The sequence below is a fragment of the Zoogloea sp. LCSB751 genome (assembly GCF_002028455.1).
Lineage (GTDB): Bacteria > Pseudomonadota > Gammaproteobacteria > Burkholderiales > Rhodocyclaceae > Zoogloea.
On record NZ_MWUM01000001.1, the window covers coordinates 245,716 to 271,718 of the forward strand.

At 67.2% G+C, this 26,003-nt stretch carries 25 protein-coding genes; 13 read left to right on the forward strand and 12 right to left on the reverse strand.

What is annotated here, in order from left to right; all coding sequences use genetic code 11:
- Positions 1–5: 5 nt before the first annotated feature.
- Positions 6–1,220, forward strand: coding sequence for a YbfB/YjiJ family MFS transporter (locus B4920_RS01190; protein ID WP_079432771.1), 1,215 nt, complete (start codon positions 6–8; stop codon positions 1,218–1,220).
- Positions 1,221–1,311: 91 nt separating this feature from the next.
- On the opposite strand, the gene B4920_RS01195 is transcribed toward B4920_RS01190, so the two are convergent.
- The 4 genes from B4920_RS01195 to B4920_RS01210 all read right to left on the reverse strand — a co-directional run bounded on the left by B4920_RS01195 (position 1,312) and on the right by B4920_RS01210 (position 3,348).
- Positions 1,312–1,950, reverse strand: coding sequence for a BON domain-containing protein (locus tag B4920_RS01195; protein ID WP_079432772.1), 639 nt, complete (start codon positions 1,948–1,950; stop codon positions 1,312–1,314).
- The gene (locus B4920_RS01200) at positions 1,947–2,540 is read right to left on the reverse strand and encodes a phosphoheptose isomerase (protein ID WP_079432773.1); all 594 of its coding nucleotides are present in this window, start codon (positions 2,538–2,540) and stop codon (positions 1,947–1,949) included. Before B4920_RS01200 ends, B4920_RS01195 begins: the two co-directional genes overlap by 4 nt.
- Before the next feature lie 72 nt (positions 2,541–2,612).
- On the reverse strand, positions 2,613–2,990 hold the full coding sequence (locus B4920_RS01205) for an HIRAN domain-containing protein (RefSeq protein WP_079432774.1): 378 nt from the start codon (positions 2,988–2,990) through the stop codon (positions 2,613–2,615).
- A complete protein-coding gene (locus B4920_RS01210; protein WP_173862625.1) occupies positions 2,980–3,348 on the reverse strand; it encodes a YraN family protein in 369 nt (122 codons plus the stop codon). The genes B4920_RS01205 and B4920_RS01210 overlap by 11 nt, the downstream gene beginning before the upstream one ends.
- Before the next feature lie 113 nt (positions 3,349–3,461).
- On the opposite strand from B4920_RS01210, the gene rsmI reads away from it, so the two are divergent.
- The gene (gene rsmI, locus B4920_RS01215) at positions 3,462–4,283 is read left to right on the forward strand and encodes a 16S rRNA (cytidine(1402)-2'-O)-methyltransferase (protein ID WP_254050817.1); all 822 of its coding nucleotides are present in this window, start codon (positions 3,462–3,464) and stop codon (positions 4,281–4,283) included.
- A gap of 15 nt (positions 4,284–4,298) precedes the next feature.
- On the opposite strand, the gene B4920_RS29405 is transcribed toward rsmI, so the two are convergent.
- Genes B4920_RS29405 through B4920_RS01225 form a run of 3 tightly spaced genes read right to left on the reverse strand, consistent with a single transcriptional unit; the run spans position 4,299 to position 7,707 of the window.
- The gene (locus B4920_RS29405; protein ID WP_161493217.1) at positions 4,299–4,439 is read right to left on the reverse strand and encodes a hypothetical protein; all 141 of its coding nucleotides are present in this window, start codon (positions 4,437–4,439) and stop codon (positions 4,299–4,301) included.
- A gap of 32 nt (positions 4,440–4,471) precedes the next feature.
- Positions 4,472–5,809, reverse strand: a complete 1,338-nt coding sequence (locus B4920_RS01220) for a sigma-54 dependent transcriptional regulator (protein WP_079432776.1) — start codon at positions 5,807–5,809, stop codon at positions 4,472–4,474.
- Positions 5,806–7,707: an ATP-binding protein gene (locus B4920_RS01225; RefSeq protein ID WP_254050805.1), complete on the reverse strand. Its 1,902-nt coding sequence runs from the start codon at positions 7,705–7,707 to the stop codon at positions 5,806–5,808. The genes B4920_RS01220 and B4920_RS01225 overlap by 4 nt, the downstream gene beginning before the upstream one ends.
- Before the next feature lie 186 nt (positions 7,708–7,893).
- Between B4920_RS01225 and B4920_RS01230 the strand changes: the two genes are divergently transcribed.
- The 10 genes from B4920_RS01230 (at position 7,894) to B4920_RS01275 (ending at position 19,056) form a co-directional block, all read left to right on the forward strand.
- Complete coding sequence (locus tag B4920_RS01230) at positions 7,894–8,157, forward strand: PepSY domain-containing protein (protein WP_079432777.1); 264 nt, start codon at positions 7,894–7,896, stop codon at positions 8,155–8,157.
- A gap of 3 nt (positions 8,158–8,160) precedes the next feature.
- Complete coding sequence (locus B4920_RS01235) at positions 8,161–8,682, forward strand: cytochrome b/b6 domain-containing protein (RefSeq protein WP_079432778.1); 522 nt, start codon at positions 8,161–8,163, stop codon at positions 8,680–8,682.
- 67 nt (positions 8,683–8,749) lie between these two features.
- Positions 8,750–9,784: a dihydroorotase gene (pyrC, locus tag B4920_RS01240; RefSeq protein ID WP_079432779.1), complete on the forward strand. Its 1,035-nt coding sequence runs from the start codon at positions 8,750–8,752 to the stop codon at positions 9,782–9,784.
- A 19-nt stretch (positions 9,785–9,803) separates the two neighbouring features.
- Complete coding sequence (locus B4920_RS01245; protein WP_216819707.1) at positions 9,804–10,259, forward strand: hypothetical protein; 456 nt, start codon at positions 9,804–9,806, stop codon at positions 10,257–10,259.
- Positions 10,256–11,089, forward strand: coding sequence for a DUF3025 domain-containing protein (locus B4920_RS01250; RefSeq protein WP_079432780.1), 834 nt, complete (start codon positions 10,256–10,258; stop codon positions 11,087–11,089). The genes B4920_RS01245 and B4920_RS01250 overlap by 4 nt, the downstream gene beginning before the upstream one ends.
- Positions 11,090–11,186: 97 nt before the next feature.
- A complete protein-coding gene (locus B4920_RS01255) occupies positions 11,187–13,214 on the forward strand; it encodes a tyrosine-type recombinase/integrase (RefSeq protein WP_079432781.1) in 2,028 nt (675 codons plus the stop codon).
- Positions 13,215–13,248: 34 nt separating this feature from the next.
- Complete coding sequence (gpmI, locus tag B4920_RS01260) at positions 13,249–14,901, forward strand: 2,3-bisphosphoglycerate-independent phosphoglycerate mutase (RefSeq protein WP_079432782.1); 1,653 nt, start codon at positions 13,249–13,251, stop codon at positions 14,899–14,901.
- A 405-nt stretch (positions 14,902–15,306) separates the two neighbouring features.
- Positions 15,307–16,317 (forward strand): hypothetical protein, encoded by a 1,011-nt coding sequence (locus B4920_RS01265; protein WP_139379400.1) that lies wholly within the window; start codon positions 15,307–15,309, stop codon positions 16,315–16,317.
- A 102-nt stretch (positions 16,318–16,419) separates the two neighbouring features.
- Positions 16,420–18,315 (forward strand): DUF262 domain-containing protein, encoded by a 1,896-nt coding sequence (locus B4920_RS01270; RefSeq protein ID WP_079432784.1) that lies wholly within the window; start codon positions 16,420–16,422, stop codon positions 18,313–18,315.
- A gap of 9 nt (positions 18,316–18,324) precedes the next feature.
- On the forward strand, positions 18,325–19,056 hold the full coding sequence (locus tag B4920_RS01275; protein ID WP_079432785.1) for an HNH endonuclease signature motif containing protein: 732 nt from the start codon (positions 18,325–18,327) through the stop codon (positions 19,054–19,056).
- 143 nt (positions 19,057–19,199) lie between these two features.
- Here B4920_RS01275 and B4920_RS01280 read toward each other — a convergent pair whose 3' ends face one another.
- From B4920_RS01280 to B4920_RS01300, 5 genes are all read right to left on the reverse strand, one after another.
- Positions 19,200–19,976, reverse strand: coding sequence for an enoyl-CoA hydratase (locus B4920_RS01280; protein ID WP_079432786.1), 777 nt, complete (start codon positions 19,974–19,976; stop codon positions 19,200–19,202).
- Between the two features lie 26 nt (positions 19,977–20,002).
- Entirely contained in the window at positions 20,003–21,148 is a 1,146-nt protein-coding gene (locus B4920_RS01285) for a CaiB/BaiF CoA-transferase family protein (protein WP_079432787.1), read from the reverse strand.
- A gap of 410 nt (positions 21,149–21,558) precedes the next feature.
- Positions 21,559–22,695: an acyl-CoA dehydrogenase gene (locus B4920_RS01290; RefSeq protein WP_079432788.1), complete on the reverse strand. Its 1,137-nt coding sequence runs from the start codon at positions 22,693–22,695 to the stop codon at positions 21,559–21,561.
- Between the two features lie 16 nt (positions 22,696–22,711).
- Positions 22,712–23,899 (reverse strand): acetyl-CoA C-acetyltransferase, encoded by a 1,188-nt coding sequence (locus B4920_RS01295; RefSeq protein WP_079432789.1) that lies wholly within the window; start codon positions 23,897–23,899, stop codon positions 22,712–22,714.
- A gap of 50 nt (positions 23,900–23,949) precedes the next feature.
- Positions 23,950–24,714, reverse strand: coding sequence for a 3-hydroxyacyl-CoA dehydrogenase (locus B4920_RS01300; RefSeq protein WP_079432790.1), 765 nt, complete (start codon positions 24,712–24,714; stop codon positions 23,950–23,952).
- A gap of 250 nt (positions 24,715–24,964) precedes the next feature.
- Here B4920_RS01300 and B4920_RS01305 point away from each other — a divergent pair, with 250 nt between their 5' ends.
- Positions 24,965–25,987 carry an AraC family transcriptional regulator gene (locus B4920_RS01305; RefSeq protein WP_079432791.1) on the forward strand — a complete coding sequence of 341 codons (1,023 nt, stop codon included), beginning with the start codon at positions 24,965–24,967 and terminating at the stop codon, positions 25,985–25,987.
- Positions 25,988–26,003: the final 16 nt, after the last annotated feature.

The following is a 26,003-nucleotide window of genomic DNA, read 5'->3' on the forward strand; positions in this document are numbered from 1 at the left end:
CTGCGATGAACGAACACAGTTCTGCCGCCGAACGTTTCCGCGTGCTCGGCGCCGGCATCTTCAGCCTGGTGCTGGCGCTGGGCGTCGCCCGTTTCGCGTATACCCCGCTGCTGCCGCTGATGCAGCAACAGGCCGGCCTCGGTGTGGCCGAAGGCGGCCTGCTGGCGGCGGTCAATTACGCCGGCTACCTGAGCGGCGCGCTGCTGGCGTCGCTGATCGGCGATCTGGTCGTGAAGGACCGCCTGTACCGCATCGGCATGGTGCTGGCGGTGGCGAGTACCGCGGTGATGGGCCTCAGTACCGACCCGCTGGTGTGGGCGCTGTCGCGCTTCGTCGCCGGCCTGGCCAGCGCCGCCGGCATGCTGTTCGGCACGGGGCTGATCCTCAACTGGCTGATCCGCCACAATCACCGCAGCGAGCTGGGCATCCATTTCGCCGGTATCGGCATCGGCATCACCGCCTGCGCGGCGGCGGTCGCGCTGATGAGCCAGTGGCTGGACTGGCGCCAGCAGTGGTTCGCGTTGACCGTCTTCGGCGCCGTGCTGCTGGTGCCGGCACTGCGCTGGCTGCCGTCGCCGGGGCGCAACCCGGCCAGCCACGGTGCGGCGCAGATGGCGGACCGGCCGCCGACGGCGGGCTTCCTGCGCCTGTTCATGGCGGCCTATTTCTGTGCCGGCATCGGCTACGTGGTTAGCGCGACCTTCATCGTCGCTATCGTGGACCGCCTGCCCGGCCTGGCCGGCAAGGGTTCGCTGGTGTTCCTGGCGATCGGCGTGGCGGCGGCACCGGCCTGCATCCTGTGGGATCTGGTGGCACGCCGGACGGGCGAGCTGAATGCGCTGATCGCAGCGGCACTGCTGCAGATCGTCGGTATCGTGCTGCCGGTCGCGGCGGACGGGCTGGCCGCTGCGCTCGTCGGGGCGCTGCTGTTCGGCGCCACCTTCATCGGCATGGTGAGCCTGGTGCTGACGATGGCTGGACGCTACTACCCGACCCGTCCGGCCAAGATGATGGGCAAGATGACCCTCTCCTACGGCGCGGCCCAGATCCTCGGCCCGGCGATGACCGGCTGGCTGGCCACGGCCGTCGGCAGCTACGCGGCGGGTCTGTACCTGGCGGCAGCGGTGATGGCGGTGGGCACGTTGTTGCTGGTGCTTTTGCGCAGCCTTGAAAAGCGGCAGATCTCTGCCGCCGGTCTGGTGCCCTGTCCGCAGGGCTGAGCGGTCGCACCGCCGCCACTCGAGCCCCTTCAAGACAAAGGCCCTGCCGGATTCCGGCAGGGCCTTTGTCTTGAAGGGGGAAACGGTCGGCTTACTTGCCCGATTCCGCGTTGTTGCCGGTGGCGTTGTCGAGGCGGCGTGCCTCGTCCTCGCTGATGTACTCGAAGACCCGCACGACCTTCTGTACGCCGCTGGTGGTACGCGTCACTTCGGTGGCCGCGTTGCCTTCCCGCTGGGTGACGAGGCCCATCAGATAGACGGTGGAGGCTTCCGTCACCACCTTGACCTGCTGCACGCGGAAATCCTTCTGGTCCACGAAGCGGGCCTTGACCTTGGAGCTGATGTAGCTGTCGTTGCTGCGCGCCGACAGCGTGCTGGTGGGGGCGACGCGAAGCTCGTTGACCACTTCCTTGACGTTCTCGACGGCCGCGGCGATGCGGCCGGCCTCGTCGCGGCTGGCCTCGTTGAAGGCTTCGCCAGTCAGCAGCAGCTTGCGGTTGAAGGCGGTGGTGTTGACGTGAACCTTGTCGCCGAGGGCATCTTCGATGCGCTTGACGCTCTTCCACTCGATGCCCTCGTCTTCCACGTAGGCGCCGGAGCTGCGCCGGTCGGAAACCATGGCGACGGCCATGCCGGTACCGCCGACGATGACCGGGATGCAGCCCTGGGCAGCGGCCAGGGTGCCGAGGACCAGCGCGGTCCAGGCGAGGGGCTTGCGGGCAAAGCTCATTCTTCGACTCCGAGGAAAAGGCAATCAATGCCGTCGCACAGGCAGTGCAGGGTCACCAGGTGGACTTCCTGGATGCGCGCGGTGCGGTCGGCGGGGACGCACAGATGGATGTCGCCGGGGCCGAGAAGTTCAGCCATCTGGCCGCCGCCCTTGCCGGTGAGGGCCACAACGAGCATTTCCCGTTCGTGGGCGGCGTGGATGGCCTCGATCACGTTGGGGGAGTTGCCGCTGGTGGAAATGGCCAGCAGCACGTCGCCGGGCTGGCCGAGGGCGCGCACCTGCTTGGAGAAGATCTGGTTGTAGTCGTAGTCGTTGGCGATGGAGGTCAGCGTCGAGCTGTCGGTGGTCAGCGCCAGGCCGGCCAGCGGCGGACGTTCCATCTCGAAGCGATTCAGCAGCTCGGCGGCGAAGTGCTGGGCGTCGGCGGCCGAACCGCCGTTGCCGCAGGCCAGGATCTTGCCGTTGTTCATCAGGCTGTGGGTCATCGTTTCGATGGCGGCGGCGATGGGCTCGGCCATGAACTCGAGGGCGGCCAGCTTGGTCTGGGCGCTGTCGGTAAATTGCTGCGCGATACGGGCAACGAGATCCATCTTTGACTCCGGAAAATTTGGCCGCGATTCTAGCATTTGCACCCCCAGGCCTGCCGGAAGCGAGAAATCCGCTTACAAACCGACCAGCACGTCCACGCGCAGGCGCTTCCAGGGATTGGGATCCTTGGTCAGCTTGCCGATGCGGCCGCCGATAGCAGTGCCGCGGTCCATCTCCTCGGCCACCGCCCGGTTGTCGCTGCGCGGCAGGTAGCCGAGCTTCTGGTCACGCCATTCGACGCGCACCGCGAAGGGATCGTGGGGGTTGTCGGGTTCGCGCACCAGCGTCAGCGCGTCGCCCTCGTGCATCTCGTCCCACAGGATCTTGCCGCCGTAATACTGGAAGCCGGCCAGCGGCGAACTCTGCACCAGGATGCGCACGCGCTGGGCCGTTGCCGGCGCGAGCATGCCGGCACCGAGCAGCAGGGCCAGCAGGAGGCGCTCAATACGCATCGAAGGCGCCCCTGATCCATTCGATGCCGTCGCTGTCGAGGCGTTCGAGCAGCACCGCGTCGAAACGGCACGGCTGGTTGGCGTAACGCCGGCCCGCGCCATACAGCCAGAAGCGGGCGGCGAGGATCACGCGCTGGCGCTTGGCGGCGGTGATGCTCGCCGCCGCGCCGCCGAAGCGGCTGTTGCTGCGCAGGCGCACCTCGACGAAGACCAGGCTGCCACGGTCGATGGCGATCAGGTCCACCTCGCCGCCACGGCAGCGCACGTTGCGGGCCAGGATCGTCAGCCCGTGTCTTTCCAGGTGGGCGGCGGCCAGCGCCTCGGCCGCCGCACCGCGGCGCAGGTGTTCGGCTTGCATCGGCGGGGTGGCGCGCCCACAATCTGCGTCCCCCGCCTCCTGTCCCCGCTCCTGCCATGCATCCTGCCCTTTCCGACGCATCGTCCGCCTCCCCACTGAATAAGACGTCGTCATTGTATGTGGTGGCCACGCCTTTGGGTAACCTGCAGGACATGAGCCTGCGCGCGCTGGCCGTGCTGAAGGCGGTGGATGCGGTTGCCGCCGAGGACACCCGCCATAGCCAGCGCCTGCTCGATGCCTTCGACATCCGGACGCGGCTGGTTGCGCTGCACGAGCACAACGAGCAGGAGGCCGCCGGGCTGGTGATCCGCATGCTGGAGGAGGGCAAGCAGGTGGCGCTGATCACCGACGCCGGCACGCCGGCGGTGTCCGATCCCGGTGCACGGGCGGTGGCGCGGGTGCAGGACGCCGGCTTTCCGGTGGTGCCGGTGCCGGGCGCCTGTGCGGCCATTGCTGCCTTGTCGGCATCCGGGCTGGCCGACGGGCATTTCCATTTCCACGGCTTCCTGCCGACCAAGTCGGCGGCCCGCAAGAGCGCGCTGGACGCCCTGCGCGGCGTGCCGGGCACGCTGGTGTTCTACGAGGCACCGCACCGCATCGCCGAGACGCTGGACGATCTGGCGGCGACGCTGGAGCCGACGCGCCAGATCGTCGTCGCCCGCGAACTGACCAAGATGTTCGAGCAGATCGTGCGCATGCCGCTGGCCGACGCGCCGGCCTGGCTGGCGGCCGACGCCAACCGTGCCCGCGGCGAGTTCGTGCTGCTGGTGTCGGCGGCGCCGGCCAGCGAGGGCCTGTCGCCGGAGGCCGAGCGGGTGCTGGGCCTGTTGCTCGCCGAGCTGCCGGTGAAGCAGGCCGCCAAGCTGGCCGCGGCGATCACCGGGGCATCGAAGAACGCGCTGTACGAGCGGGCGCTGGAACTGCGCGACAGCTGAGCCGCCGGGCGTCGGTCAGCGCAAGTGCTGGCTGTCGCGGCCGAGCAGGGTGACTTCGACGTGCTGGGAGCCGATGCGGTTGCCATGGCCGAAGCGCTGCAGCGCAGCGTTGTAGTCCCGCGCGATGCGGGTGACGGCGTTGAATGGCGAGGGCATGACCTGGGTGATGCCGACGCCGCGGGCCGCTGTCAGCTGTCGCCGCCCTGCAGGCCATACTTGCGGATCTTGTCGTGCAGGGTGGTCTTGGGGACGCGCAGGGCCTCGGCGCTGCGTGCCAGGCTGCCGCCCTGGCGGCGCAGCTCGGCGGCGATCAGGCTGCGCTCGAAGCTGTCCACCGATTCGGCCAGGGACGCCGGCGGCGCGTCGCCGGGCGCGTTGCCGAGGATGTCCTTGCCGACGCCGAGGACCAGGCAGTCGGCGACGTTGCGCAGCTCCCGCACGTTGCCAGGCCAGGTGTGGGCCATCAGGCGGCGCATCTGTTCCGGCGGTACGCTGGGCAGCGGACGTTCATGGCGCTGGGCGGCCTGCAGCAGGAAGTGTTCGAGCAGCAGCGGGATGTCCTCGCGGCGCTCGCGCAGCGGCGGGAGGTCGATGGTGACCACGTTGAGGCGGTAGTAGAGGTCGGCGCGGAAGGTCTGGCGTTCGGCCCGCTCCTTGAGGTCGTCCTTGGTGGCGGCGACCACCCGGCAGTCCACCGGTTGCAGCTGGTTGGAGCCGAGGCGTTCCACGACGCGTTCCTGCAGCACGCGCAGCAGCTTGATCTGCACGCCCAGCGGCATGCTTTCCAGTTCGTCGAGGAAGAGGGTGCCCTTGTTGGCGTATTCGATCTTGCCGATGCGGCGTTTCTGGGCGCCGGTGAAGGCGCCGGCCTCGTGGCCGAACAGTTCGCTGTCGAGCAGGTTGTCGGGCAGGCCGCCGCAGTTGAGGGCCACGAAGGGGCCGCTCCTGCGCGGCGACAGTTCGTGCAGGCACTGGGCGATGAGCTCCTTGCCGGTGCCGGTCTCGCCGCGCACTAGCACGTCCACGCTGGTCCCGGCCACGTCGCTGATCAGCTGGCGCACGCGGGCCATCTGCGGCGAGCGGCCGATCAGCTTGGCTTCGATGCCGTCGCGCTGTTCCAGGCGGCGGCGCAGGTCGAGCACTTCGAGGGTCAGCCCGCGCTTGTCGAGGGCGCGGCGCACCACGTCCACCAGCAATTCAGGCGAGAAGGGTTTCTGGATGAAGTCGTAGGCGCCGTTGCGCATGGCCTCGACGGCGAGGGTCACGTCGCCGTGGCCGGTGATGATGATCACTGGCAGGTCGGCGTCCATCGCCTGGCAGCGGCGCAGCACCTCCATCCCGTCGGCCCTGGGCAGGCGCATGTCGGTGACGACGATGCCGGGAAAGCCGGCGGTAAGGCGCGCCAGGCCTTCCTCGGCGGAGCCGACGCCTTCCACCGGGATGTCGGCAAGCATCATGGCCTGCTCGCAGCCAAGGCGTACGTCGGGGTCGTCTTCGATGATGAGTACGCGGAGTTCAGGTGTCATGACGGTTCTTTCGGTGCGGCGGGGAGTTGCAGGATGAAGCGGGCGCCACCTTCCGGGCGGTTCTCGGCGCGCAGGTCACCGCCGAACTCGCGGACGATGTCGCGGGAGATGGCCAGACCGAGGCCGAGGCCTTCGCCGGCCGGCTTGGTGGTGAAGAAGGGTTCGAACAGCGCGCCGTCGTCGGGCAGGCCGCAGCCGCTGTCGGCGATGGAGAGTTCCAGTGCGCCGTCGTCGCGGGGCGCGACCTCAATGAGAAGTTCCTTGTGCTCGCTGTCGGCCATGGCGTCGCCGGCGTTGCGGATCAGGTTGATGAGCACCTGCTCGAGTCGGTTCTGGTCGCACCAGGCGATGGCCTGGCCGGGCTCGCAGCGGTTGATGAGGGTGATGCCAGCCTTGGTGAGGCGCTGGTCGAGCAGGAACAGGGCTGCGCTGACCGCGTGGGCCAGGTCGGTGGCGGCGGGCACCGCCGGCGACTTGCGGGCGAAAGTCTTGAGCGGCGTGATGATGCGCCCCATCTGGTCGGCCAGACGGGCGATGATCGTCAGATTCTGCTCGACGGTCGGCAGGTTGCCGCGCTTCATGAACTCGATGGCGTTGCCCGACAGGGTGCGCATGGCGCCCAGCGGCTGGGCCAGCTCGTGGGTGATGCCGGCGGCCAGTTGCCCCAGCACTGCCAGCTTGGCGGCCTGCACCAGTTCGTCCTGGGCGGCGCGCAGGGTCTGCTCGGCCTGCTGGCGTTCGGCCACTTCCTTGCGCAGGCGGGCGTTGGTGTCGGTCAGCGCGCGGGTGCGGCGGGCGACCTTGCTTTCGAGCTGGGCGTTGGCCTGTTCGAGCAGCTCCTTGGCCTCCAGCTTCTGGCACACGATGCGCCGGCGCTGGGCCAGCACGAGCAGCAGCAGCAGCACGAAGCCGGTGGCCACCGCCGCCAGCGCGCCGTGGCCGAGGGCCTGGGTGCGCACCGGGCGCAGGTCGGAGAAGATCAGCAGGCGCCAGCCCACGTCCTGCAGGCCGCGCCCATGTACCAGGTAGCTGCCGGCGAAGCCGGCGTGGGGGCGGGCCGGGCTGCCGCGCAGCGCCATGTGCACGATCTGTCCTTCGGGGCCGGGGTCGTCGTCGATGGGCACCGGGAAGTTGCCGATCGAACCTTCGTTGTAGAGGCGGCTCATCCTGACTTCCACCCGGGTGTCCAGTGGCAGCGGCTTGAGGGCGGTGTAGCGCCATTCCGGCACCGACGACAGGATCACCACGCCGTTGCCGTCGGCGATCAGCGCCGGAGCGCCGAGCAGGCTCCAGGCCTGGTTCAGCTGGCCGAGGCTGATCTTGATGACCGCGACGCCGACCACGCGCCCGCCGTCGCGGATCGGGGTGGACACGAAATAGCCGGGCTCGCCGCGGGTGGTGCCGATGGCGAAGTGACGGCCAACGCGCCCGGCGAGACCGTCGAGAAAGTAGCTGCGGAAGGACAGGTCCTCGCCGACGAAGTTTTCGCCCGGGTGATTCCAGTTGCTGGAGGCGAGCACGATGCCGCGCTGGTTCATGACGAAGATCGCGACGCTGCCGATGTGTTCGTTGAGTTGCTGCAGGAAGCGGTTGGCCGCCTGTACGCCAGCGGCGCTGTGCGGACGGCGCATCAGCGTCAGCACTTCCTCGTTGAGCTGGATGGTGGCTGGAATGTGGGCGTAGCGGTTGACGATGCCGTCCACCGCTGCGGCGAACAGATCCAGTCGGTGGCCGGCATCGGTGCGCAAGGCCTGCATGCCCTGGTATTCACTGGCCCGGTAGCCGCCGATGCCGATCAGACCGACCAGCAGCAGGAAGGCGGCGAGCAGCAGCGGGTTTGGCGACATCGTGCGCGACGGCGGCAACGGAGGGGGCGCTGCCGGGGTGGGGGCGGTCATCGCGGAGGGCTCTGCTTCCATGGGTTTCCGGGCGGTGCGTCCGTGCGCCGCTGCTTCCAAGGATACAGGCCATGCGCCGGCTTTGTCGGCTCGTTATTTTGCTATTGAGAACTATTCGCGTTGATGCTAATGTCGGATTCGTTCCCATCAATCCCGGCCTCGACCGGCTCATGAAAGGTATTCGCCATGCGTTCCACCCTGTTCGCCTTCACCATCGCCCTGTTGCCGGCTGTCGCCTTTGCCGGTGCCAAGTGTGAGCCCCACCCCAAGTCCGAATGGATTCCCGAGGCGGAGGCCAAGGCCCGGCTGGAAGCCCAGTACGAGGTCCGCAAGTTCAAGATCGAGGGCTCGTGCTACGAGATCTATGGCAAGAACAAGGAAGGCAAGAAGGTCGAGATCTATTTCGACACCAAGACCCTGGCCATCGTGAAGGCCGAGATCGAGAAGTAATCCATGGGTAGAGAAGTGCGCCAGCGTCCCGTGTGGGACCGTCTCGTCCGGCTGACCCACTGGAGCGTGGCGGGGCTGGTGCTGTTCAATTCCTTCAACGAGAGCGGAGAGATTCACCGGCTCGCCGGCTACGTGGCTGCGGGGCTGGTGCTGCTGCGCCTCGGGCACGGGCTGCTGGCCCGGGCCGGATCGACCGCCGCCCTGCCGTTGCCCGGCTGGCGGGCGATCCGCGCGCACCTGGCCGATCTGTTGCACGGGAAGGGCCATGCCGGCCAGGGCCACAATCCGCTCGGGCAGTGGATGGCCTACCTGCTGTGGGGGCTGATCGTCGCCCTCGGCGTGACGGGCTGGATGGCGCGCCTGGATGCCTTCTGGGGGGACGACTGGCTGATCGACCTCCATCAGGGGCTGGCGAACGTGCTGCTGGGCTGCGTGGCGGTGCACCTGGCCGGCGTGGTGGTGATGAGCCGCCTGCAGCACGAAAACCTCGTGCGGGCCATGCTCACCGGACGCAAGCGCGGCTGAAAGCCGCAGGTGGCCCGGGCGGGGCTGCTAAAATGGTGAATTAGTCATCTGCCGACGGATATTCGCCATGCCGAACCTGACCCTTACCCGCCCCGACGACTGGCACCTGCACGTGCGTGACGGCGCCGCCCTGGCCGCGGTGGTGCCCGACACCGCCCGCCGCTTCGGCCGCGCGCTGATCATGCCCAACCTGAAGCCGCCGGTGACCAGTGTGGAGCAGGCCGCGGCCTACCGGGAGCGCATCCTCGCCGCTGTCCCGGCCGGCCTCAAGTTCGCGCCGCTGATGACGTTGTACCTCACTGATAGCCTCAAGCCCGAAGAGATCGACAAGGCCGCCGCCAGCGGCTTCATCCCCGCCGCCAAGCTCTACCCGGCCGGCGCGACGACCAACTCGGACGCGGGCGTCACCGACATCGCCAAGGTCTATCCCGCGCTCGAACGGATGGCCGAGGCGGGCATCGTTCTCTGTGTTCATGGCGAGGTAACCCATGCTGACGTTGATATCTTTGATCGCGAGCGCGTCTTTATCGATCGCGTACTGGCGCCGCTTGCAGCGCGCTACCCGACCCTGCGCATCGTCTTCGAGCACATCACGACGGCCGACGCGGCGCAGTTTGTAAGCGAAGCGGGGGCCAACGTGGGCGCCACGATCACCGCCCACCACCTGCTGCTCAACCGCAATGCGATCTTTGCCGGCGGCATCCGGCCGCATCACTATTGCCTGCCGGTTCTCAAGCGCGAGACCCACCGGGAGGCGCTGGTGAAGGTCGCCACGTCCGGCAGCACCAAGTTCTTCCTCGGCACCGACTCGGCGCCCCACGCCAAGACGACCAAGGAGTCTGCCTGTGGCTGCGCTGGTTGCTACACCGCCCACGCCGGCATCGAGTTGTACGCGGAAGCCTTCGAGCAGGCCGGTGCGCTGGACAAGCTGGAAGCCTTCGCCAGCTTCAACGGCCCGGACTTCTACCGACTGCCGCGCAACACCGACACGATCACGCTGCGCAAGGAAAGCTGGGACGTGCCGGCCGGCCTCGACTACCTGCCGGGCGACCCGCTGGTGCCGCTGCGCGGTGGCGAGCAGATCCACTGGAAACTGGTCTGAGTCCTTTCCCGAGACGACGATGCGCGCGACCTCCGCCCTCAAGACGCTGCTGATCCTCGCCGCCGTTCCGCTGCTCTCCGCCTGCGAGAACGACGGCATCGCCTTCCTCATCGAAGGCAAGGACCACTCCATCGCCCTGCTGCGCGAGCAGCGCTGGTTCTGGAGCGATGAGGTGGCCCAGTCCATCGTCGTGTCGCGCATGCCTACCTGCATGCGCCGCTACGAGATCAAGCCGGGCGTTGCCGGTGCGGTGAAGATGGAGGTCTACGAGGCCGGCGACTATCTGTGGGCCCTCAAGCAGGGCAAGAACTGGTATCTCGCCGGCACCGAGAAGTGCCAGTTCCAGCGCTGGGACGAGCATCCGGAAGAGCCACCCGGACGGCTCGTTGGCACCTTCACGCGCAAGAACGACACGCTGGAATTCATCGAGGCCAAGACCGAGGCCGAATCCAGGCCGATCAAGCCTGCCGAATGATCGTCGCTGCTGACGCAGCACCGGCGGCCCTGGCCCAGCGTGCGCTGTTCGACGGACTGGCCGTTCTGCTGGCGCGTTTCCCGGCGCCCGGCCTGCCCGGGCTCGCTGAACTCGACGCCCTCTATGCCGAGGCGACGGTGGGCGCCGACGTCCGCCGTCTGCGCTTCGTTGCACCGCAGGAAGACATCGCCTACGAGGCTTACATTGCCCGTCATGACGCCGTGCCGACGCGTCCCGACGACTGGCACGACTTCTTCAATGCGCTGGCCTGGTGCGTATGGCCGCGTACCAAATCCGCCTGCAACCGGCTCCATCTGCAGGCCATCGAGGAGCGTTCCGCCGCCGGCCTGGGCGGCCGCGGCCCGCTGCGCGACGCGCTGACCCAGTTCGACGAATGCGGGGTGCTGGTGGTCGGGTCGGATGCGGAACTCCTGCGACTGCTGGCCGCCCATGAATGGGAGGAGGCGTTCTGGCGCCACCGCCAGCGCCTTGTGGCCAGCACCTGTTTCCTGATCTTCGGCCATGCCAGCTGGGACCAGCTGCGTGCGCCCTTCGTCGGCCTGTGTGGCAAGGCCATCTACCGTCAGGTGGATGAAGCCTGGTTCGGCCTGCCCACCGAGCAGCGCCAGGCCGAGGCCGACGCCTGGCTGGCGGCCCATCTTGCCGCGGTGGCCGGCGGACTGACGCCGCGCAGCCTTCGGCCCTTGCCCTTGCTGGGCATTCCGGGTGTTACGCCGGACAGCGAAAGCGCGGATTATTATCGGGATCGGCGGCAGTTCCGGCCCCGCGTCGATGATCGACCGGATGCGCGTTCCTGTGCCGTGGCGTGATGGCTTGACCGGCGCCCCGCGGGGCGCCGAAGATTCGCGCTCGATTTGTCCGGGGCAAAGCCTGGATTTCCCTTGACCACTCGCGGGTGACCCCATCATGCAGATCGTGTCTGCGCTGCGTTCCTTCCTAGAACTCGATGTCACGCCCGACAGCGATGGCGTGCAGGCGACCCGGCGCAGCAACCTGCGCCGCCTGCGGGTTTTTTCGGTGGTATTCCTGCTGATCCTGCTGCCCGGTCTCGTGTGGAACTTTCTGCGTGCCCCGGAGTATCGGGCGACCGCCCGCGTGCAGTTCACCGCCGGGATCGACGTTCCGCGGGCCGATGCCGCGCCGGGCGGCGGCGACGGTGGTCAGGCCGACGTGCTGACCCAGGTGCAGGTCCTGACCAGCCGTCCGCTGCTGGACAAGGTGGCCCGGGTTCTGGCCAGCGGTGGATTCCCGCTGGCGGCCGGCGATCCGGCCGCCCAGTTGCAGGCCATGATCGGTGCCGAGCCGGTGGAGGGCACCGGGGTCATCGAATTACAGGCGATCGGTCCCAGGCCGGAACTGCTGGCCGCCGCGCTGAATACCCTCATCGAACAGTACAAGGAAGAGATGAAGGCCTCGTTCGGCGCGGCCGCCAGCGAAGGGCTCACCCGGGCGCGGGAAGAGGCGGCGTCCCTGTCGAAGGCCGCCATCGAACGGCGGGCCCGCCTGGATGCGTTCCGGGCGAAGAACGGCATGCTCTCGTCCGAGCGGGATGAGAACGATGCGGTGGCCAGGATGAAGGGCTTGAGCGGGTCCCTCAGCACCGCCACCGAAAAGCTCGCCGTCGCCGAAGCCCGCCTGCGGGCCCTGAAGGAGAGCATTGCGTCCGGCAAATGGGGTTCGCAGCCGAAAGACGACCCGACCCTGGCCGGCATGGAGACGCGCCTGTCCCAGTTGCGCGAGGAATACCGCGACCTGGAGCGCACCTATACGCCGGCCTTCCTGAACATGGATCCGCGCGCCCGTGCGCAGCGTTCGCGGATCACGGAACTGGAGCGCCAGATCGAGAGCCAGCGGGCCGGTGGGCAGCAGGCCGCCCTTGCCGCCGCTCAGGAAGAAGTGAGCAGCGCCCGCGCCACGGCGGAACAGCTGCAGGCACAGATCACCACCCAGCGTGCATCCGTCCAGAATTTCTCCCAGCGTTTCGTGCAGGCCAAGGCGCTGGAGGACGATCTGGCCCAGATCGAAAAAGCCGGCCGGGAGGCCCTGGAGCGTTTGACCCGGATGGAGGCCAACGAGCACAGCCGCCTGCCGTCCCTGAGTCTGGTGGAGGCCGCCAATGTGCCCCAGTCGGCTTTCCGGCCCGATTACGTGCGCGATGGCCTGAGCGTGCTCGGACTGGCCTTCGGCCTGGGCTTGCTGTCGATCTGGTTCGTCGAGCTGTTCAACCGGCAGCCGCCAGCCAAGGCTCCGCTCAACACCACCGTCATCATCCCCCAGCCCTGGGGCGTGCCGGGTATGCCCCAGGGCATGTTGGCGGCGAACCCGATCGCCAGCCTGCCGCCGGCTGGGGCGGCGCTGGCTGCGGGCCTGCTGCCGGGCAGCGCAGCGACCCTGCGGGAGCTGCGCCAGGACGAGTTGGCCGCGCTGCTGGCGGCGGCCCCCGGCGAGGCGCGCGATGTCGTTGCGGTGTTGCTTCTCGGCCTGAGTACGGAGGAGGCGCTGGCCCTGCGTCGGGCCGATCTGGATGCCGCTGCCGCGACCCTTGAGGTCGGTGGTGCCGCGCCCCGTACCATCCCCGTGCCCGCCTGGCTGCTGCGGAGCCTGACGGCGGCGGAGCGGACGCCCGACGCAGCCCTGCTGCAGGGGGCCGGTGGGGCCGTGCTGAGCGTCGCGGATGTCCAGTCCATGCTTGCCTGCGCCGCCTTCGATGGCGGTCTGGCCAATGCCGCAGGCATCACGCCGGAGGCTTTGCGGCATACTTGCACCGCCTGGCTGGTGCGCCAGGGCTTGCGTTTCTCCGATCTGGCGGCGCTGGTGGGGCGCCCGAATGCCGAAGACTTGTCCGTTTATGCCGGCTTGGCGCCCGCCGGGCCCAGGAAGAGTGCCGCCGAGATCGATGTGCTGATGCCCGCCCTTCGCAGCGTCGAAGGGTGAGGCCGAACCCCGAATTTTCATCAAGGAAGTGAACATGCTGCAGAAATACCCCGCCTTCCCCGGTGTGGCCGGGCCGGTTGTCGTGATCGTCATGGACGGTTACGGCCTGCCCAAGAACGCTGCGGGCAGCGCCATCGCCGCCGCCCGCAAGCCGACCCTCGACCGTCTGTTCGCCAACTATCCGAACATCTCCCTGCGCGCCCACGGCACCGCCGTCGGCATGCCGTCCGACGATGACATGGGCAACTCGGAGGTCGGCCACAACGCCATCGGCGCCGGCCAGGTGTATGCACAAGGTGCGGCGCTGGTCGCCAACGCGATTGCCGACGGCGCGATCTGGGCGGGTGACGCGTGGAAGGAGATCGTCGCGGGGGCCAAGGCCGGCGCGAACGGCAAGGAGGGCACGATCCACTTCATCGGCCTGTTCTCCGACGGCAATGTGCACAGTCACATCGACCACCTGAAGGCGATGGTCGTGCAGGCCAAGGCCGAAGGCGTGAAGACCGTGCGCATCCATGCGCTCATCGACGGCCGCGACGTGCCCGAGACCAGCGCGCTGGAATACGTGGTGCCCTTCGAGGCCTTCCTGGCCGAGATCAGCACCGAGGGCTTCGACGCCCGCATCGCCTCCGGCGGCGGCCGCCAGTACATCACCATGGACCGCTACGACGCCAACTGGCCGATGGTTGCCAAAGGCTGGAAGACCCACGTGCTCGGCGAAGGTGCCCAGTTCGCCAACGCTACTGACGCCATCAACGGCCTGCGCGAGCGTCACCCGGGCACCATCGACCAGGATCTGCCGGAATTCGTCATCGCCGACGGCGGCAAGCCCATCGGCACCATCGAGGACGGCGACTCGGTCGTCTTCTACAACTTCCGCGGCGACCGGGCCATCGAGATCACCCGCGCCTTCGTCGAGGACGACTTCGACAAGTTCGACCGCGTGCGCCACCCCAAGGTCACCTACGCCGGCATGCTCCAGTACGACGGCGACCTGCAGCTGCCGAAGCGCTTCCTGGTGGCCCCGCCGGCCATCAAGGACACCTCCGGCGAATGGTTCAGCAAGGCCGGCCTGGCCCAGTTCGCGTGCTCCGAGACGCAGAAGTTCGGCCACGTGACCTACTTCTGGAACGGCAACCGCTCCGGCAAGTTCGACGGCGAAACCTGGCAGGAAGTCCCCAGCGATGTGGTGCCCTTCGAGCAGCGTCCGTGGATGAAGGCCGCCGAGATCACCGACGCGCTGATCGCCGCGCTGCAGTCCGGCCAGTACAAGATCCTGCGCTGCAACTACGCCAACGGCGACATGGTCGGCCACACCGGCAATTTCCAGGCTGCGGCGATTGCCATCGAGGCCGTCGACCTGGCCCTGTCGCGCCTGCTGCCGGTCATCGACGCCGCTGGCGGGGTGGCATTGATCACCGCCGACCACGGCAACGCCGACGAAATGTTCGAGCTGGACAAGAAGACCAAGCAGCCCGCCCTCAACAAGGACGGCTCCTTCAAGGCCAAGACCGCGCACACCCTCAACCCGGTGCCGCTGATCCTCTACGACAACGTCAGCGGCGGCAAGCTGGGCCTCAAGCAGACTCCGACCGCCGGCCTGTCCAGCATCGCCGCCACCGTCGCCAACCTGCTCGGGCTGGAAAAGCACGCCAAGTGGGACGAGGGCGTGCTGGAGGTGAAGTAAGTCCGGCCCGTTCGTCTCGTCGTTCCCCAACCACGCAAAACGGCGGCCCAAGGGCCGCCGTTTTCTTATCTGTCCACCGGCTTGCGGTTCAATCCTGGTTGGGCGCGAATCGAATCGACAGATTGGCGAATCGTATTCACCGAGCGGCAAATCGAATTCGCGAGGCTGCGAATCCTTCACGCGGGCTTGCGAATCGAATTGCGGAGGCGGCGGATCGGATTCGCCGATGTGCGGGACATGCGGAGAATGGGCCAGGCTGCTTTGGGCAACGTGCCTGTTTATCTCATGGGGTGCAGGATGATAACGTCATCCAATCCGGTGCCTGCAGCCCTGTTCCGATGATGCTCAGGCTGATGGGCGCCGTTCTTCGAATCGCTTTGCGGCGATTGTTTCGGTGAGCTGCCCATGCCTTTTCCCGTTGCGCTGCGTTGTGCGCTTGAACGATACGCGATGTCCCTTTCCTGTGCGTGCCGGCGTGTCCGGCCGCGTGTGCTTGTCCCGGCGATCCTGCTGCTGGCAGTGATGTTGGGGTGGGCGTGGAGCGCGCTGCATTCGGTCGAATATCGGGCCGTTGTGCGGGTCAGGCTGCCGGTTGTCGCCGATCAGCGGCAGAAGCAGCTCAGCAATCCGGCCGAGGAACTCGTCAGTCGTGTCTTGCTGGAGAAAGTGGCGGCGCGTCTGGACCGGGGCGGCGGCGCATCTCTGGAGGTGTCCGCGTTGCAGGCGCTGCTGAGGGTCGAGGTGCTGCCGGCGAGCGGCATCATCGCGTTGCAGGCCACGGGCAGCGACCCCGCGTATCTGGCGGCCGTTCTCGATAGTGTGCTGGATGTGTACCGGGAAGAGGGCCAGGCGGTGACGCGCCTCCGGGCGGTGGCGGGCGCCCTGGAGGCGGCGGGGGCGGAGTTGGGCGAAGCCGAGGCGCGTCTGCAGGAGATCCAGGTGGCGCTGGCGTCGGGTACGCGCGATGGCCTGGGGGCGGACGACGCGCGGCTGACGCTGATTGCCGACCGGGTGGCCGAGCTACGCGGCGAGATCCGCGACATGGAGCGGACCTTTGCGCCACCCTTGATCCGGCGCAATCCCCAGCTGCGGAAGCTGAACGGACGCATTGCCGTGCTGGAGCGGCAGATCAAGACGCAACGCAAAGCGATCCAGCGCAATGCCGTGAAGGCAGCGCAGCGTGAAGTGCGGCAGGGTCGTGCCGAGCTGGAACGGCTGAAGACCGAGCTGATGAGCTGGCGCGCCGAGTTGCTGACGGTGGTCGATGAACTTGTGGTATCGGCTGTGTCGGCGCCGCCCGAGCGGGGGCAGACGGCGTGGGGGGGGTTGGCCATGGCGGGCGGTTTGACTGCCGTGGCCCTGGGCAGTTGCCGGATCGCCCGGCGCCGCCGCGATCCCGTGCTGTTGCCGGGCTGACGCCTGCTGGTTCTTGCTGGTGGAGGCGTCAACGAAATAGGCTTTTTCATTTCATTGCTATCCCGTCGGGTTACCATCTAGGAATAACAATGGGAGCCCTGAATGCAAGCGAATCCGAGATCGCTCGACACCTTATTCAACTCGCAGCTTCGATACGTCGTGCCGATGTTCCAGCGCCTCTACGTCTGGAAGGAAACGCCGCAGTGGTCGACCCTGTGGGAGGACGTCGCCGAGAAGGCCGCCTTGCTGATCAAGGGCGTAAAATCCAATCCGCATTACCTAGGCGCTCTGATCATCGAAGGGGTCAAGCCCAACTCGCCGCGCGAGGTGAAGCGCTTCCTCATCATCGACGGGCAGCAGCGGCTCACCACGCTCCAACTCCTGTTCTGCGCCTACCGCGACATCGCCCGCGCGAACGAGTGGAAGACGCTGGACCGGACGACGACGCGCTATTTGGAGAACGCCGACGCCGACGTGATGGAGAAGCCGGACGAGGAGCTCTTCAAGCTCTGGCCGACCACGCTCAACCGGGACGCCTTCCGCAGCGTCGTCTCGGCTGGCAGCCCGGAGGAGGTCTCCAAGAGGCATCCCCTCGTGTATCTGCCAAGGAAGCGCAAGCCGGAGCCTCGCAACAACCTCGCCGAGGGCTACCTGTATTTCTCCAAGATGATCTCGGCATGGATCGACGCGTCGGCCGCGGAGTTCTCGAAGACGCGGGAGGAGGCCGCTTTCGCGCTGCTTCAATCCTTGCAGCAGGACTTCTGCGTCGTCGAAATCTCCCTCTCGGAGGGCGACGATTCGAAGGAGATCTTCTATTCGCTCAACTCCCAGGGCCAGCCGCTCACGCAGTCCGACCTTCTGCGCAGCCTCATCTTCATGCGCGCGGAGAAGGAGCAGATCGACCGCGACGAAATCTTCGCCGAGTATTGGAGCAAGTTCGAGACGGACTTTTGGAGTATGGATGTCCGCCGGGGCGGCCGAACCTATTCGAGGCTCGACCTCGGCCTCCGCTTCTTCCTCATGGCGAAGACCGGGCAGATGGTCGACGCCCGCCGGGTGAACGAGGAATATCGCCGCTGGGTGTCCGCCCATCCTCCGCGCTACGCCACGGTTAAGGATGAGCTCGCGGACTTCACCCGCCACGGCGAGGCGTATCAACGCTACGAGTCCGCGATCCCCTCGGAGCTGCTCTGCACGGACCTGCTGCGGGTCCTGATGGACTTCGACGTCTCCACGGCTCTGCCCCTAATCATGTTCTTGGAGTTGGAGGCCGGCCTCGACGAAGAGCAAGCGAAGGAGTGCCTCGACGCCGTCGAGTCGTTCATCGCTCGTCGCGTGCTCACGGGCGAGGAGACGAAGGAATACAACAAGCTGTTCGTCGACGTGATCGGAAGCCTGCGCGGGCTGTCCGGCGCGGCGGTGCTCCCCGCCTTGCGCAAGAAGCTGCTGGAAGGCGGCGGAACGACCCGGCATTGGCCGACGGACGGCGAGGTCGTCGAGAAGGCCATCTCCCGCCCCATGTTCAAGATGATCAAAACCCCGGCCTTGCGGCTGATCCTCGAACGCTTGGAAACCGCCCTCCGGAACAAGAAGACCGAAAACTTGGACATTCCGGCCGGGCTGCAAATCGAGCATGTCCTGCCGCAGAAATGGGACGCCCATTGGAAGTTGAAGGGCGTGGCGATTCCCGCCAACGTGGCCTTGTATCCGCACCTGGCCGAAGGTGAGCTGGCGCCGCTGGCCGAGGCCATCCGGGGCCGCAACTCGACCCTGCAAACGCTCGGCAACCTGACCCTGCTGAACCGATACCTCAACCCCGCCGCCAGCAACGGCTCGTTCGAGTCGAAACTGGTCGAATATCGGAACTCGGTGCTGCGTTTGAACCGGCATTTCGACGGCGCGACAGCATGGGACGAGGACGCCATCGCCAAACGAGGGAAGGCCCTAGGCGAGGCGATCTGCAAGATCTGGCCGCGTCCCGAGCCCTCGGCCTCCTAGCCGAACGCCATGGGAAAGGGATACAAGGGCAAGCCGTGCGTCTATTGTCTCGAAGCCGAGTCGGCGGACGGGGACCACGTCCTTTCTAGGCAATTCGTCCTGCCGGAGCACAGGGGCAACCTTCCCAAGGTCCCGGCCTGCAAGCGCTGCAACAACGAGAAATCGAAACTGGAACACTACCTGACGGCCGTCATGCCGTTCGGGGGACGGCACGGGGAGGCCGGCAGGAACCTTACCGAACAGGTGCCGGGAAGGCTGGTGAAAAACGAAAGGCTTCACCGCGAGTTGGCGGACGGCGCGGAGCGGTATCTCGTGTCGGAAAACGGCGGTCAGTGGCAGCACGGCATGACGGTTCCGCTGGACGGCCGCGCGCTCGAAGCCCTATTCGAATACATGACGCGAGGCCTTGCCTTCCTTCATTGGGGGCTGGCGTTAGGGCCGGAGTTCGCCGTGCGTGCGGCGTTTCTCGGCGAGGCCGCCCGCCGGCCGTTCGAAGATATGATGGCCAAGAACGCCGAGAAGGTCGGGGGCAGCCTCGGCGGCGGGGCGTTCGAATACGAAGGGGCGATGGCCGGGGACGGATCGGGGCTGACTGTCTGGCGGATGTCCCTGTATGGGGCCGTCGTCGCGGGGGACGGAGACGCTGCAGGAAGGGAGGAGCGTTGCTCCGTCGCCCACTGCCTCACCGCACCACTGGCCTGGCCCGTCACCAAGAAATTGCTGGGGATGCTCGGAGGCTGACCGGCAAACAAAAGCCCCCGCCGTTTCCGACGAGGGCTTCTGATTTTTGCTTCGACCTAGGCTTTCTGCCGTCTCAAATTATCAACCGTTTTTGAGAGGGGCTTGGGCCGCAGCCCCCTTCCAATCCCCACTCAGGGCAAGGCTTACTGGTTCTTGAATTCCGGCTTGCGCTTCTCGACGAAGGCGGCCATGCCTTCCTTCTGGTCGTCCAGCGCGAAGGCGGAATGGAAGACGCGGCGTTCGAACAGCAGGCCTTCGTTGAGGCTGCTCTCGAAGGCGCGGTTTACCGATTCCTTGATCATCATGACCACCGGCAGGGAGTAGCCGGCGATGGTCTCGGCCGCCTTGAGGGCTTCGTCCAGCAGCTGGTCGGCGGGGATCACGCGGGCGACGAGGCCGGACTTCTCGGCTTCGGCGGCGTCCATCATGCGGGCGGTCAGACACAGGTCCATGGCCTTGCCCTTGCCGACGGCGCGGGGCAGGCGCTGGGTGCCGCCAGCGCCGGGCAGGATGCCCAGCTTGACTTCGGGCTGGCCGAACTTGGCGGTGTCGGCGGCGAAGATCATGTCGCAGCTCATCGCCAGTTCGCAGCCGCCGCCGAGGGCGAAGCCGGCCACCGCGGCGATGATCGGCTTGCGGCAGGTCTTCACGCGTTCCCAGTTGCGGGTGATGTAGTCGCCCTTGTAGGCGTCCATGTAGCTGAAGTTGGCCATCATCGTGATGTCGGCGCCGGCCGCGAAGGCCTTTTCGGAGCCGGTGATGACGACACAGCCGATGTTCTCGTCGGCTTCGAAGCCGTTGAGGGCCACGCCCAGTTCGTCCACCAGCGCGTCATTGAGGGCGTTGAGGGCCTTCGGACGGTTGAGGGTGATCAGGCCGACCTTGCCACGGGTCTCGACGAGAATGTTCTGATATTCCACTTGGTTCTCCTGTTGTCGCTGTTTTATTAGAGTGCCCCCGCCGTGCGCAGCCCGTCGATCTCCGCCGGGGTGAAACCCCAGTCGGCGAGCACGTCCTCGCCGGCGCCATCGACGACCGGCGGACGGGGCTGCGCGGGAATGCTGCGGCTGAAGCGTGGGGCCGGGGCCGGCTGCACGACGCCGCCGACCTCGATGAAGGTGCCGCGAGCCCGATTGTGCGGGTGTTCGGGCGCTTCGTCCATGTCCAGAACGGGCGCCACGCAGGCATCGCTGCCTTCCAGCAGCGCGCACCAGGCGTCGCGGCTGCGGGTTTGGAGGTGGGTGGCGAGGCGCGTCTTGAGCTCCGGCCAGCGGCTGCGCTCCCATTGCTGGCTGAAGTCCGGGTCGTCGATGCCGGCCTTGTGCAGGAACAGCGCGTAGAACTGGGGTTCGATGGGGCCGATGGAAATGTACTTGCCGTCGGCACAGCGGTAGGTGTCGTAGAAGGGCGCGCCACCGTCGAGCAGGTTGGTGCCGCGTGCTTGCGACCACTGGCCCATGGCTTTCAGCGTGTACATCATGCTCATCAGCAGCGCCGAGCCGTCGGTCATCGCGGCGTCCACCACCTGACCGTGGCCGGAGCTGCGCGCTTCGGTCAACGCCGCCAGCACACCCACGACCAGCAGCATTGCGCCGCCGCCGCAGTCGGCCACCAGGTTCAGCGGCACCACCGGCTTGCCGCCGGCCTCGCCGATGGCATGCAGCGCGCCGGACAGGGACAGGTAGTTGATGTCGTGGCCGGCGCTCTGGGACAGGGGGCCGTACTGGCCCCAGCCGGTCATGCGGCCATAGACGAGGCGCGGATTGGCGGCCAGGCTCTCGTCGGGGCCGAGGCCGAGGCGCTCCATCACGCCGGGGCGGAAGCCCTCGATCAGGATGTCGGCGCCAGCAACCAGGCGCCGCGCGGCGTCCAGGCCCTCGGCCTTCTTGAGGTCGAGGCGCACGACGCGACGGCTGCGGTTGAGGATGTCCAGCTTGGGATCGAAGATCTCGAAGCCGGGCTTGGCGTTGGGGGGCGGTTTGCGTTCGATGCGCACCACCTCGGCGCCGAGGTCGGCGAGGATCATGGCGCCCATCGGGGCGGGGCCGAGGGCGGCGAATTCGACGATTTTCACGCCGTGGAGTGGGCCCATGGTGTTCTCCTCCGTGAGGTGTTCTTTTGTCGAGGCTGGATCTGGTGGTGGGGGCACTCCTGAGGGGCGCTACGCCTGCTCCCCGTGGGGGCGAATTCATTCGCCCACCGCTGGTGGATTGACCTCCGAGGGCGAATGAATTCGCCCCCACAGGTTCAAGCCCCCACAGGTTCAAGCCCCCACAGGTTCAAGCCCCCACAGGTTCAAGCCCCCACAGGTTCAAGCCCCCACAGGTTCAAGCCCCCACAGGTTCAAGCCCCCACAGGTTCAAGCCCCCACAGGTTCAAGCCCCCACAGGTTCAAGCCCCCACAGGTTCAAGCCCCCACAGGTTCAAGCCCCCACAGGTTCAAGCCCCCACAGGTTCAAGCCCCCACAGGTTCAAGCCTTCGCAGGGGGATGGAAGCCGGCCTTACTCGGCGGCGATGCTGCGGCCGATGACCAGGCGCTGAATGTCGTTGGCACCTTCGTAGATCTGGCAGATGCGCACATCGCGGTAGATGCGCTCGACCGGGAAGTCGCTGGTGTAGCCGACGCCGCCGTGGATCTGGATGGCGTCGGAGGCGATCTTCTCGGCGGCTTCGGAGGCGAACATCTTGGCCATCGAGGCTTCCTTCAGGCAGGGCTTGCCGGCGTCCTTCAACTGGGCGGCACGCCACACCATCAGGCGGGCAGCGTCGAGCAGGGTGTTCATGTCGGCCAGCTTGAAGTTGACTGCCTGGTGCTCGATGATCGGCACGCCGAAGGTGACGCGCTCCTTGGCGTAGCGAATGGCGGCCTCGAAGGCGGCGCGGGCCATGCCGATGCTCTGGGCGGCGATGCCGATGCGGCCGGCTTCCAGGTTCGAAAGGGCGATCTTGTAGCCTTCGCCTTCCTTGCCGAGCAGGGCGCTGGCCGGCACGCGGCAGTCCTCGAGGATGATCTGCACGGTGTCGGAGGCGTGCTGGCCCATCTTGTCTTCGGTACGGCCGACGATGAAGCCCGGCGTGGCGGTGGGCACCAGGAAGCAGGAGATGCCCTTCTTGCCGGCGGCCTTGTCGGTGACGGCGAAGACGATGGCCATGTGGGCATGCTTGCCGGTGGTGATGAACTGCTTGACGCCGTTCAGCACGAAGTGGTCGCCGTCACGGTCGGCGCGGGTGGTGATGGCCGCCGCGTCGGAGCCGGTGTGGGGCTCGGTGAGGCAGAAGCAGCCCAGCTTTTCGCCGCGGGCGAGGGGCTTCAGCCATTCTTCCTTCTGGGCGTCGGTGCCGTACTTCTGGGTGATGCCGCAGGCCAGGGAGTTCTGCACCGAGACGATGGTGGAGGTCGCGCCGTCACCGGCGGCAATCTCTTCCAGCGTCAGGACCAGGCTCATGTAGTCCATGCCGGCGCCGCCCCACTCCTCGGGCACCACCATGCCCATGGCGCCGAGTTCGCCGAGTTCCTTGAGGGCCTGGGCGGGGAAGGTGTGGCTCTTGTCCCATTCGGCGGCGAAGGGGGCGAGGCGCTCCTGCGCGAAGGCGCGCATGGAGTCGCGGATCATTTCCTGTTCTTGGGTGAGGATCATCGTGAGTGTCCTTTCCTTAGAGCATCTCGACGGCCAGGGCGGTCGCTTCGCCGCCGCCGATACACAGGCTGGCAATGCCGCGCTTGCCGCCGGTCTTCTTGAGGGCGCCGAGCAGGGTGGCGATGATGCGGGCGCCGGACGCGCCGATGGGGTGGCCGAGGGCGCAGGCGCCGCCGTGGATGTTGACCTTGGCGTGGTCCAGCTTGAGGTCGTGGATGGCGGCCATGGTGACGACGGCGAAGGCTTCGTTGATCTCCCACAGGTCCACGTCGGCGGTGGTCCAGCCGGTCTTGGCGAGCAGCTTCTGCATGGCGCCGACCGGGGCGGTGGCGAACAGGTTCGGCTGGTGGGCGTGGGTGCTGTGGCCGACGATCTTGGCGATCGGCTTGAGGCCCTTGGCGGCGGCGGTGGAGGCGCGCATCAGCACCAGCGCGGCGGCGCCGTCGGAGATGGAGCTGGAGTTGGCCGGGGTCACGGTGCCGTCCTTGCGGAAAGCCGGCTTCAGGCTGGGGATCTTGTCGATGTTGGCCTTCGGCGGCTGCTCGTCGCTGGTGATGGTCACGTCGCCCTTGCGGCCGGCAACGGTGACGGGGGTGATTTCCCACTCGAAGGAGCCGTCCTTGATGGCGGCCTGGGCGCGGGTCGTCGAGGCGATGGCGTAGGCGTCCTGTGCTTCGCGGGTGAAACCGTAGTTGCCGGCGCAGTCTTCGGCGAAGGTGCCCATCAGGCGGCCCTTCTCGTAGGCGTCTTCAAGGCCGTCGAGGAACATGTGGTCCATCACCTGGCCGTGGCCGAGGCGGTAGCCGCCGCGGGCCTTGGGCAGCAGGTAGGGGGCGTTGGTCATGGATTCCATGCCGCCGGCGATCATCACCTCGTTGGTGCCGGCCAGCAGCAGGTCGTGGGCGAGCATGGTGGCCTTCATGCCGGAACCGCACATCTTGTTGACGGTGGTACAGCCGGTGGACAGCGGCAGCCCGGCACCCAGCGCAGCCTGGCGGGCCGGCGCCTGGCCCTGGCCGGCGGGCAGCACACAGCCGAAGATCACTTCTTCGACGGCTTCGGCGGAGATGCCGGCGCGCTCGACGGCGGCCTTGATGGCTGCGCTGCCGAGTTGGGCGGCGGTGAGGCTGGCGAAGTCGCCCTGGAAGCCACCCATCGGGGTACGGGCGGCGGAGACGATGACGACGGGATCGTTGGTGCTCATGGTGGAATCTTTCTGAATTCGGTGGAGGCTGTTACGTCGCGGGGGCCGGCTTACTTGGCGGCCATGCGGATGGCGCCGTCTAGGCGGATCACTTCGCCGTTCAGGTAGCTGTTGCTGAAGATGTGTTCCACCAGCGCGGCGTACTCGGCCGGCTTGCCCATGCGGGAGGGGAAAGGAACCATCTTGCCGAGGGCTTCCTGCACTTCGGCGGGCATGCCCAGCAGCATCGGGGTTTCCATTATGCCGGGGGCGATGGTCATCACGCGGATGCCGGTGCGGGACAGCTCGCGGGCGATCGGCAGGGTCATGGCGACCACGCCGCCCTTGGAAGCGGCGTAGGCGGCCTGGCCGAGCTGGCCGTCGAAAGCGGCCACCGAGGCGGTGCTGACGATCACGCCGCGCTCGCCGCCGGCGTTGGGTTCGTTCTTGCTCATGATCTCCGCGGCCAGGCGGGTCATGTTGAAGGTGCCGATCAGGTTGATGTTGATGGTGCGGGCGAAGGACTCCAGCTTGTGGGCGCCTTCCTTGCCGACGACCTTCTCGGCCGGGGCGATGCCGGCACAGTTGACCAGGCCGCGCAGGGTGCCCAGCTCGACGGCGGCGGCGAAGGCGGCCTTGGCGCTGTCCTCGCCGGTCACGTCGGTGGCGACGAAGCGGGCGTTGGCGCCCAGAGCCTTGGCGTGGGCTTCGCCGGCGTCCTTGTTCACGTCGGCCAGCACGACCTTGCCGCCCTTGGCGACGATCATCTGCGCCGTCGCAGCACCCAGGCCCGAGCCGCCGCCGGTCACCACGAATACGTTGTTCTGGATTTCCATCTATCTCTCTCCTCGTTGCTGTCGGCTGAAGGGTCCGCCGGGGCGGACACGATGTGGGGCGCAGTCTAGGCACAAGCCCCGCCGGCTTCCATGCCTAAAACGCTCAATGTGGATGATAGAATTTGCCACATCGAAGGGGCGCAAAGCCCCGTGTGGCGCGGCGAGGCGCGGTTCCGGCAACCCGTCGGCGGCGTGCTTCCGGGCCTGCGTCCCGCCCCCTTTCCTTGTTCCTGTTTCCGGCCGGATTTCCATGAGCGAACCCACGTCCGACAAGGGCACGATCTCCATCGGCTTCGTCCATGAGGCGCTGGTGGAAGTTCGCGCGCGCGGCATCGACGCGGACGCGCTGCTGAACCAGGCCGGCATCTCGCCGGAGCTTCTCAACGCGCCGCAGGCGCGGGTGTCGTCGGAGCACTTCGCGGTGCTGTGGCACCTCATCGCCCAGGCGCTGGACGACGAGTTCTTCGGCATGGATTCCCACCGCATGAAGGCCGGCAGCTTTACGCTGCTGTGCCACAGCGTGATCCACTGCGACACGCTCGAACGGGCGCTGCGCCGGGCGTTGCGCTTCTTCCGCCTGCTCCTCGACGACCTGGAGGGCGTGCTGGTGCGTGACGGTGAGACTGCCCGCGTCGAGATCATCGACCGCCTGGCCGAGCCGCGGCGGGCCTTCGCCTACGGCACCTTCCTGATCATCCTGCATGGCCTGGCCTGCTGGCTGATCGGGCGGCGCATCCCGCTGGGCTACGCGCGCTTTCGCTGTGATGAACCGGATTTCAGTGCGGAGTGGCGGGTCTTGTTCTCGCCGGACCTGGGTTTCGGCGGAGCGACAACCGAGATTGCCTTCCCGGCCGAATTCCTCGACATGCCCAATGTGCAGAGCGAGCGTACGATGAAGCTGTTTCTGCGCAGCGCGCCAGCCAACTTCCTGGTCAAGTACCGCAACAGCGAAGGGCTGGTGGCGCGCATCCGGCGACGCCTGCGGCGGATGCCGCCGGATGCATGGCCGGATTTCGAGACCCTGGCCCAGCAGCTGCATTTCTCGGTGTCCACGCTGCGCCGGCACCTGCTCGACGAAGGCCAGTCCTACCAGTCGATCAAGGACGACCTGCGTCTCGACCTGGCCATCAGCCAGCTCAGCCATTCGGACAAATCAGTGCTCGACATCGCGCTGGAGTTGGGCTTTGCCGAGGCCAGCGCGTTTCACCGGGCGTTCAAGAAGTGGACCGGCGCACGGCCGGGCGAATACCGGCGCGCCCTCGCCGGACACTAGCGAAAGAGAGCACCCC

What these genes read in the sequence shown, in the direction of transcription:
- B4920_RS01295 (WP_079432789.1), bottom strand. Translation starts at nt 23,899, where the DNA reads ATGAGCACCAACGATCCCGTCGTCATCGTCTCCGCCGCCCGTACCCCG.
- B4920_RS01245 (WP_216819707.1), top strand. Translation starts at nt 9,804, where the DNA reads ATGCGCGCGACCTCCGCCCTCAAGACGCTGCTGATCCTCGCCGCCGTT.
- B4920_RS01275 (WP_079432785.1), top strand. Translation starts at nt 18,325, where the DNA reads ATGGGAAAGGGATACAAGGGCAAGCCGTGCGTCTATTGTCTCGAAGCC.
- B4920_RS01220 (WP_079432776.1), bottom strand. Translation starts at nt 5,809, where the DNA reads ATGACACCTGAACTCCGCGTACTCATCATCGAAGACGACCCCGACGTA.
- B4920_RS29405 (WP_161493217.1), bottom strand. Translation starts at nt 4,439, where the DNA reads ATGCCCTCGCCATTCAACGCCGTCACCCGCATCGCGCGGGACTACAAC.
- B4920_RS01195 (WP_079432772.1), bottom strand. Translation starts at nt 1,950, where the DNA reads ATGAGCTTTGCCCGCAAGCCCCTCGCCTGGACCGCGCTGGTCCTCGGC.
- B4920_RS01230 (WP_079432777.1), top strand. Translation starts at nt 7,894, where the DNA reads ATGCGTTCCACCCTGTTCGCCTTCACCATCGCCCTGTTGCCGGCTGTC.
- B4920_RS01305 (WP_079432791.1), top strand. Translation starts at nt 24,965, where the DNA reads ATGAGCGAACCCACGTCCGACAAGGGCACGATCTCCATCGGCTTCGTC.
- B4920_RS01235 (WP_079432778.1), top strand. Translation starts at nt 8,161, where the DNA reads ATGGGTAGAGAAGTGCGCCAGCGTCCCGTGTGGGACCGTCTCGTCCGG.
- B4920_RS01265 (WP_139379400.1), top strand. Translation starts at nt 15,307, where the DNA reads ATGCCTTTTCCCGTTGCGCTGCGTTGTGCGCTTGAACGATACGCGATG.
- B4920_RS01190 (WP_079432771.1), top strand. Translation starts at nt 6, where the DNA reads ATGAACGAACACAGTTCTGCCGCCGAACGTTTCCGCGTGCTCGGCGCC.
- B4920_RS01285 (WP_079432787.1), bottom strand. Translation starts at nt 21,148, where the DNA reads ATGGGCCCACTCCACGGCGTGAAAATCGTCGAATTCGCCGCCCTCGGC.
- B4920_RS01290 (WP_079432788.1), bottom strand. Translation starts at nt 22,695, where the DNA reads ATGATCCTCACCCAAGAACAGGAAATGATCCGCGACTCCATGCGCGCC.
- B4920_RS01270 (WP_079432784.1), top strand. Translation starts at nt 16,420, where the DNA reads ATGCAAGCGAATCCGAGATCGCTCGACACCTTATTCAACTCGCAGCTT.
- B4920_RS01300 (WP_079432790.1), bottom strand. Translation starts at nt 24,714, where the DNA reads ATGGAAATCCAGAACAACGTATTCGTGGTGACCGGCGGCGGCTCGGGC.
- gpmI (WP_079432782.1), top strand. Translation starts at nt 13,249, where the DNA reads ATGCTGCAGAAATACCCCGCCTTCCCCGGTGTGGCCGGGCCGGTTGTC.
- B4920_RS01225 (WP_254050805.1), bottom strand. Translation starts at nt 7,707, where the DNA reads ATGACCGCCCCCACCCCGGCAGCGCCCCCTCCGTTGCCGCCGTCGCGC.
- B4920_RS01205 (WP_079432774.1), bottom strand. Translation starts at nt 2,990, where the DNA reads ATGCGTATTGAGCGCCTCCTGCTGGCCCTGCTGCTCGGTGCCGGCATG.
- pyrC (WP_079432779.1), top strand. Translation starts at nt 8,750, where the DNA reads ATGCCGAACCTGACCCTTACCCGCCCCGACGACTGGCACCTGCACGTG.
- B4920_RS01210 (WP_173862625.1), bottom strand. Translation starts at nt 3,348, where the DNA reads ATGCAAGCCGAACACCTGCGCCGCGGTGCGGCGGCCGAGGCGCTGGCC.
- B4920_RS01200 (WP_079432773.1), bottom strand. Translation starts at nt 2,540, where the DNA reads ATGGATCTCGTTGCCCGTATCGCGCAGCAATTTACCGACAGCGCCCAG.
- B4920_RS01250 (WP_079432780.1), top strand. Translation starts at nt 10,256, where the DNA reads ATGATCGTCGCTGCTGACGCAGCACCGGCGGCCCTGGCCCAGCGTGCG.
- B4920_RS01255 (WP_079432781.1), top strand. Translation starts at nt 11,187, where the DNA reads ATGCAGATCGTGTCTGCGCTGCGTTCCTTCCTAGAACTCGATGTCACG.